Annotated in this window: 7 protein-coding genes; 3 read left to right on the forward strand and 4 right to left on the reverse strand. The window is 63.6% G+C overall.

What is annotated here, in order from left to right; translation table 11 throughout:
• The first annotated feature begins 61 nt into the window (after nucleotides 1-61).
• Nucleotides 62-796, forward strand: a complete 735-nt coding sequence (locus ABDW57_RS15450) for a PEP-CTERM sorting domain-containing protein (protein WP_343731063.1) — start codon at nucleotides 62-64, stop codon at nucleotides 794-796.
• Between the two features lie 108 nt (nucleotides 797-904).
• Here ABDW57_RS15450 and ABDW57_RS15455 read toward each other — a convergent pair whose 3' ends face one another.
• The 4 genes from ABDW57_RS15455 to ABDW57_RS15470 all read right to left on the reverse strand — a co-directional run bounded on the left by ABDW57_RS15455 (nucleotide 905) and on the right by ABDW57_RS15470 (nucleotide 3,248).
• Nucleotides 905-1,387, reverse strand: coding sequence for a DUF3016 domain-containing protein (locus ABDW57_RS15455; RefSeq protein ID WP_343731064.1), 483 nt, complete (start codon nucleotides 1,385-1,387; stop codon nucleotides 905-907).
• An 89-nt stretch (nucleotides 1,388-1,476) separates the two neighbouring features.
• Nucleotides 1,477-2,130, reverse strand: coding sequence for a hydrolase (locus ABDW57_RS15460; protein ID WP_343731065.1), 654 nt, complete (start codon nucleotides 2,128-2,130; stop codon nucleotides 1,477-1,479).
• 138 nt (nucleotides 2,131-2,268) lie between these two features.
• A complete protein-coding gene (locus ABDW57_RS15465) occupies nucleotides 2,269-2,571 on the reverse strand; it encodes a putative quinol monooxygenase (protein ID WP_343731066.1) in 303 nt (100 codons plus the stop codon).
• A complete protein-coding gene (locus ABDW57_RS15470) occupies nucleotides 2,568-3,248 on the reverse strand; it encodes a type 1 glutamine amidotransferase domain-containing protein (RefSeq protein WP_343731067.1) in 681 nt (226 codons plus the stop codon). The genes ABDW57_RS15465 and ABDW57_RS15470 overlap by 4 nt, the downstream gene beginning before the upstream one ends.
• A 120-nt stretch (nucleotides 3,249-3,368) precedes the next feature.
• Here ABDW57_RS15470 and ABDW57_RS15475 point away from each other — a divergent pair, with 120 nt between their 5' ends.
• The gene (locus tag ABDW57_RS15475; RefSeq protein WP_343731068.1) at nucleotides 3,369-4,268 is read left to right on the forward strand and encodes a LysR substrate-binding domain-containing protein; all 900 of its coding nucleotides are present in this window, start codon (nucleotides 3,369-3,371) and stop codon (nucleotides 4,266-4,268) included.
• A 96-nt stretch (nucleotides 4,269-4,364) separates the two neighbouring features.
• Nucleotides 4,365-6,488, forward strand: coding sequence for a S53 family peptidase (locus ABDW57_RS15480; RefSeq protein WP_343731069.1), 2,124 nt, complete (start codon nucleotides 4,365-4,367; stop codon nucleotides 6,486-6,488).
• The last annotated feature ends 148 nt before the right edge of the window (nucleotides 6,489-6,636 follow it).

Raw genomic sequence — 6,636 nt, forward strand, 5'->3', positions numbered from 1 at the left:
TTTAATTTTGATGCATTGTTAGTTACAATGATTTTATTTTAATCAAAATTAAGGATTTGACATGGAAGCTATCAAATTAGTATCTGGTATGTCAGCGGTATTGTTGGGGTTGTTTTCCTCGGCGGCCAGCGCCGAGATTGTCCGCTATAACTTTACCGCCCACGGCACCAGCGTGACTTACAATTCGGCAGGACAAAGCATACCGCCAAGCGAATTCCCCTCGCCTATCCCCAGCACCCAGCTGCCGGTCACCGCCACCATCTCTGGCTCGTTCTTTTACGATACCAGTGCTGTACCGAGCTCCAGCTATACCAGCCCGGGCGGTTATTCTTCGGCCACCTACCAAGGTGTCAGTGTGGCGGGTGTGCAGCTGTCCAGCAGCGCCGGCTTTGCTTACCAAAATAACGTGACCAGCGGCTGGAATGTGCCAACCTTCTACGTCAGCAACGACCTGCCTACTGCATCCTGGTCGCACGATTATATGGATCTCACGACCACCCAGATCGACAGTGCGCACAATTCTATCGTGGTGGACTTCGAATTCTTCGATAAAAACAAGGCAAACACGCTGACCAGCACCCAGTTGCCTGCGTCCTTGTCGCTGGCTGACTATGACGTCAAACTGAGCATTTTCTTTGCGCCGCCGACAGGCCAGTACTTCTTCTACTACGGAGCTTTTGACACGCTTACCCTGGCGCCGGCGGTGCCGGAACCGGCGACATACGGCATGCTGCTGGCCGGGCTGGGGCTGATCGGCGCGGCCAAGCGCCGCAAGCTGCGCCGTGCTGCGGCGTAAGCTGTCACTAGCCCGGCTATTTACAGGCAGAGCCCGCTCTTGCAAAGGACGCGGACTCTTCCTGACGCACTCTTGCGCTCATCCCGGTCGTTCCGTGAAGAGCCTTTTTTATTTCTGCGGCAAGATCTCCTTGCGGAACCAGTTATCGAGCATTTGTTTCTCGTAACCATACAGGTCTTGCTGGTGCATGTTCACGCCAAGCTGGTAATTCGGATCGGCCAATTTCTCCTCGCCGCTGCGGATCACCTGACCATCTTGCTCGATGCTGTAGCGCAGATGCATGCGTGGCCAATCGGCCTGGCCTTTGGTCACGCGGATGTCGCGGACCGGCACGCGCGGGAACACATCACCGGCCAGGTCAATGTCCAGGAACTCCACCTTGAACACCTGTCCCGATGGCAGCCGCTCGGCCAGCTGATTGAGGTGCTGGGTGAAGGCATATTCCATCGACTCCAGGTCTTTGTAGTGACGGGGTACATCGGTCATGGCGTCCGTGTTCACGTAGCTCACGGTCGCCGTCCCGGCGGCACTGGACGATGATGCGATCGCCAGGGCGAGCATGGCGGCGATAGTCAACGCAGGCGTTTGCATGGATGGCCTCTTTTGCAAAGTTATACCGCGTGACTATACGCTTTTTTGGCGACGCAGGCGCGGTCCAGCTGCCGCGCCCGCCCCATGTCTTAGTGCCCTTCTGCGGCGTTGAACATGGTTTTCGCGTAGATCAGGCCCAGACCGTAGCCGCCGCCGTTGGCGATGGCGGTGGCCACGGTTTCGTCGTAGGTCTCGCCACGGGCCCAGTCGCGCTGCAGTTCCAGCAGGTATTGCAGCGAGGTCATCGGACGGGCACCGGCCTGCACCATGCGCTCGACGGCGCGTTCGTGGGCTTCGCCCGAGATGTCGCCGCTGGCGTCGGTGATGACGTAGACTTCAAAGCCCTGATCCAGGGCCGACAGGGCGGGACCGACGATGCACACCGAAGTCCACAGGCCGGCCAGCACGATTTTCTCCTTGCCGATGGCGTTGACGCGTTCCGCGATGCGCGGGTCTTCCCAGGTATTCATGGTGGTGCGGTCGATCGCCACTTCGTTCGGGAACACTTCCTTGATTTCGTTAAAGATCGGGCCGGAGAACGATTTTTCCGCCACGGTGGTCAGGATGGTCGGCACCTTGAATTCCTTGGCTGCTTTCGATACCAGCGCCACGTTGTTGCGCAGCTGGACCGGGTCGATCGACTTGGTGGCAAATGCCATCTGCGATTGGTGATCGATCAGGATCAGGGCGTGGTTGTTAGGGCTCAGCAGGGTTTGACCTGGTTTGGCGATGGCGGTTGGCATGTTCATTCTCCTTGAGATATTCAATAATTTCGATTTGGTGTTTGATGCGTTTGCTGCATCGACGGAGTGAAGTATGAACGGTCAAAACCAAAACAAAAAGCGGAAAAATTTCCGCTTTATTGTCGAAATTTTCGAAAGTCAGGCTGGTGCTGCTTGCAGCACCTCAACCTGCCGCGCCGCCAGCAGCGGCAGGGCGCGGCCGACTACCAGCGTTTGATAATGCGCGGACTGGCGGTGCGCTTCCAGTGCTGCGGCGTCGCTGTAGTGTTCCAGCAGCAGCAAGGTATGCGGCTGATCGACGCCCCGGTAGACTTCGTAGCCCAGGCAGCCTGGCTCGGCCAGCGACTGGGGCCGCATCTCGGCCACGATGGCCAGCACCTCGCCCAGCTTGCCCTCGACCGGCTGCCAGCGCGCGGCGATGGTGATCACGCCGGTGCTCATGCTGCCACCTCTTGCAGTGCCTTGACGATTTCGCGTGCCAGCGGGCCGCCGGAGGCGGGGTTCTGGCCGGTCATCAAACGGCCATCGACCACCACTTTTTCCTGCCACACCTCGGCCGATGCGTACTCGGCGCCTTCTGCCCGCAGCGCGGTTTCCAGATTGAAGGGCACATCGGCCTGGGCGTAACCGGCTTCCTCGTCGTTGGAGAAGGCGGTCAGCTTGCGGCCGTAGACCAGCGGCGTGCCGTCTTCCAGCTTGACGCCAAGAAAGGCCGCCGGGCCGTGGCAGACGGCGGCAACGATCTTGCCCGCTTCCCAGGCGCGCAGCACCGCCTGCTTGACGTCCGGATCTTTGGCGATATCGACCATCGGGCCGAGGCCGCCGGGGAAGAAGATGGCGTCGTAATCGCGCACATCGACTTCCGACAGCTTGCGGCTGTGGTTCAGGCGGCGAATGGCGGCGCTGTTGCGGAAGGCCACTTGGGCCGGATCGGTGGCATCGTAGCCGTCTTCCGGAATCGCGCCGCCCAGCGGCGAGGCGTATTCCACCGCGATGCCGGCCTGATCGAACACCTCATACGGATGGGCGACTTCCGGGAAGAAGTAGCCGGTGGCGCGTTTGTTCGGGCCGATCTCGGCGGCGTTTGTCAAAATAAACAGTACGTGTTTGGTGTTCATGGCTTGCTCCTGATATTGAGTTGGCCCTTGCGTGCCGGGCATGTGCTCAATATAGGCTGCTTTGGCGCGCGCCAGTAGACACTGCTAAGATGACGCGATGTCAAATGAATTAATACAATCATGAGTGATCCCTCTCCCATCCTCGACGAACTGCGCGCCATGGCGGTGTTCGCCACAGTGGTGCGCAGCGGCAGCTTTGCCGCCGGCGCCCGGGCGCTCGGACTGACGCGCGCGGTGGTCAGCCACCACATCCGCGCGCTGGAGGCCAAGCTGGGTGTGCCATTAGCCCAACGCAGCACCCGCAGCTTCAGCCTGACGCCGGCCGGCGAAGCATTCCGCGTGCATTGCGAGCGTTTGCTGGACGAGGCCAACGATGGCATCCGCGGCATGGAGCTGCTGCGCGCAGAGCCGCGCGGCGAGGTGCGCATCACCTGTTCGCACCACTTCGGCAGCAAGCGCATCATGCCGGCGCTGCTGGAGTTCCGCCGCCGCTACCCGGCGATCCGCCTGCACGTGTCGATGAACGACGCCAACGTCGATCTGGTGCAGCAGGGCATCGAGCTGGCGGTGCGCGCCGGGCCGCTGGCCGATTCCTCGCTGGTGGCACGGCGGCTGGTGCGCGAGCCGACCATGCTGTGCGCGGCGCCGGCCTATCTGAAGCGCTACCGGGCGCCGCTATCGGTGGCGGAGCTGGAACAGCACCGCTGGGTGCTGTATCCGCCGACCCAGCGCGCCGCCACGCTGCGCATTGACGGCAAGGAAATCCAGGTCGCGGTGAAGGGCGATGTGGTGACCGACAGCGCCGCCTCGCGCCTGGCCTTCGTGCTGGCCGGCGAAGGCATCGCCCGCCTGCCGGCCTATGACGCGGCGGCGCTGCTGGCGTCCGGCGATCTGGTGCGGGTGCTGCCGGAGGCCGAGACGGCGCCGCTGGAAATCTTTCTGGTTCACTCACAACGCATCGGCCCCAGCGCCCGTTTGTTGCGTGATTACCTCTTGAATGAAACGCTTCCAGCGCCGTAAATCCCGCCTTTACCTGTTTTTACGCCGGTCCCAATATATTTCCGTACGGGAATTTGTTAGTATTTTCTGGCCCCCTCCCCCTACCGAGAGATCGTCATGCAATACTTTCCCCGCGCGCTGACGCTGACCTGCATCGCCGCGCTGCTGAGCGCCTGCGGCAGCAGCGAAAACAGCGCCGACAACGCGCCGGCGCAAGCCGCCGCGCCGCTGGCCACCGCCGCCACCGTGCTGCAACTGGATGACGGCACGCTGCCGGCCGCCGACGCCCAGCAATTTGCCCAGCCCGCGTTCCACATGGCGCCGGTGCTGCTGGACACGCCGGAGGACGCCGCACCCGGCGCCGCCGCGCCCGCCACCGTGCACACGCAAACCGTGCCGTCGGCATTCCGCCGCCTGAGCTCGCGTCAGCTAACGGTGGACATGCTGCGCCATGCACAGGCCAACCGCAGCGCCACCGCCGACAGCGATAGCGGCAGCACCTCGGCCACGCCGCTGGCCACCAGCACCACCGTGGTCACCTACACCCCGGCGCAAATCCGCGCCGCCTACGGCTTGCCGACGCTGCCGTCCAGCTACAGCAACCTGACCGCGGCCCAGGCCGCGCAGCTGGGCGCCGGCCAGACCATCTACATCGTCGACGCCATGCACAACCCGAACGTGGCGGCCGAGCTGGCGGCCTTCAACAGCAAATTCGGGCTGCCGGCCTGCACCACCAAAACCATCGCCACCAACGCCAGCCTGCCGCTGGCGACCGCATCGTCGAGCGCCTGCGAACTGTCGGTGGTGTACAGCACTGCCGCCGGCGGCATGACCGGCACCGCGCCGGCCTACGATGCCGGCTGGGCCACCGAAATCGCGCTGGATGTGCAATGGGCCCACGCCACGGCGCCGCTGGCGCGCATCGTCCTGATCGAAGCGGCCAGCGCCTCGTACGACAATCTGCTGGGCGGCGTGCGCCTGGCCAACAACCTGGGACCGGGCATCGTCTCGATGAGCTTTGGCGGCAGCGAAACCAGTGGCACCAGCGTTGCCGACAGCGTGTTCTCGGGCGCGAAAATGACGTATCTGGCCGCCACCGGCGACTCCGGCGCCGCCGTGTCGTGGCCGTCGGTCTCGCCCAAGGTGCTGGCCGTGGGCGGCACCACCCTGAGCTACAGCGGCGCGGGCGCGCGTTCAGAAGTCGTGTGGTCCAGCACCGGGGGCGGCGTCAGCCAGTACGTGGCGACGCCGGCCTACCAAAGCACCGCCGTCCCCGGCATGGGCACGGCCATCCGCCGCACGGTGGCGGACGTCGCTTTCAACGCCGATCCGAACAGCGGCCAATATGTGGCGGTGATCGCCGCCGGCAGCAGCACCGTCAAATGGACCAGCGTGGGCGGCACCAGCCTGTCGACGCCGCAGTGGGCCGGCCTGATCGCCATCGCCAACGCCCTGCGCGCGCAAAACGGCAAGGCCGTGCTGGCGCAACCGCACAGCGCGCTGTACACCAACATCGCCACCGTGGCCGGCAGCTATGCCAGCGTGTTTGCCGACATCACCCAAGGCAGCCATGGCACCTGCAGCGGCTGCAGCGGCGAGGTTGGCTACGATCAGGCCACCGGCCTGGGCACGCCGAATGGCGCATCGCTGCTGTCCACCCTGTCCGGGCTGACCGTGCAGACCGCGCCGGTGGTATCCGGCGCCACCATCAACGGCAAGGTCGGCACCGCGCTCAGCTTCACGGTGGCGGTCACCGCCAGCAACGCGGTGACGTATGCGCTGACTGGCGCGCCGTCCGGCATGAGCATCAGCAGTGCGGGCGTGGTCAGCTGGGCGACCCCGGTGGCCGGCACCTACAACGTCAGCGTCACTGCCAAGGACAGCGTCAACGGCCTGAGCGGGCAGGGCGTGTACAGCGTGGTGATCGCCGCCTCCAGCAGCACCAGCCCGAGCACCAGCAAAACCTCGTCGACGCCGCCGGTGATTACCGCCACCACCCTGAGCGGCGTGGCCGGCAAAGCGCTGAGCGGCACCATTGCCGTCAAGGTCAGCAACAGCGGCGCGGTATCGCTCAGCATCTCGGGCGCGCCGCTGGGCATGAGCTTCAGCGCCAGCGGCATGAATGTCGCGGTGGCGTGGCCGTCGCCGGTGGCTGGCAGCTACACCCTGAAAGTGACCGCCACTGATGGCGCCGGCGTCAGCGCCACCGCCAGCATCCCGGTCACCATCAGCAAGCGCTGATTCGAAAAATCAGGGTCAAAGTCGGGGTCAGATACCGTCTTGAATAGCAAGGCCTTTTGACAGGTAATTGGGATCAAAAGGCTTGCCGGTATGTATCACGCCATAAATGAGGTGTGCGAGTTTATGCATGACGGCGCTGATCACGGCC

Source organism: Duganella sp., assembly GCF_039595735.1.
In the GTDB taxonomy this organism is placed as follows: domain Bacteria; phylum Pseudomonadota; class Gammaproteobacteria; order Burkholderiales; family Burkholderiaceae_D; genus Rugamonas.

Bases quoted from the DNA above. Each gene is read 5' to 3' on its own strand.
- ABDW57_RS15450 (WP_343731063.1), top strand. From the start codon at position 62: ATGGAAGCTATCAAATTAGTATCTGGTATGTCAGCGGTATTGTTGGGG.
- ABDW57_RS15470 (WP_343731067.1), bottom strand. From the start codon at position 3,248: ATGAACACCAAACACGTACTGTTTATTTTGACAAACGCCGCCGAGATC.
- ABDW57_RS15465 (WP_343731066.1), bottom strand. From the start codon at position 2,571: ATGAGCACCGGCGTGATCACCATCGCCGCGCGCTGGCAGCCGGTCGAG.
- ABDW57_RS15475 (WP_343731068.1), top strand. From the start codon at position 3,369: ATGAGTGATCCCTCTCCCATCCTCGACGAACTGCGCGCCATGGCGGTG.
- ABDW57_RS15480 (WP_343731069.1), top strand. From the start codon at position 4,365: ATGCAATACTTTCCCCGCGCGCTGACGCTGACCTGCATCGCCGCGCTG.
- ABDW57_RS15455 (WP_343731064.1), bottom strand. From the start codon at position 1,387: ATGCAAACGCCTGCGTTGACTATCGCCGCCATGCTCGCCCTGGCGATC.
- ABDW57_RS15460 (WP_343731065.1), bottom strand. From the start codon at position 2,130: ATGCCAACCGCCATCGCCAAACCAGGTCAAACCCTGCTGAGCCCTAAC.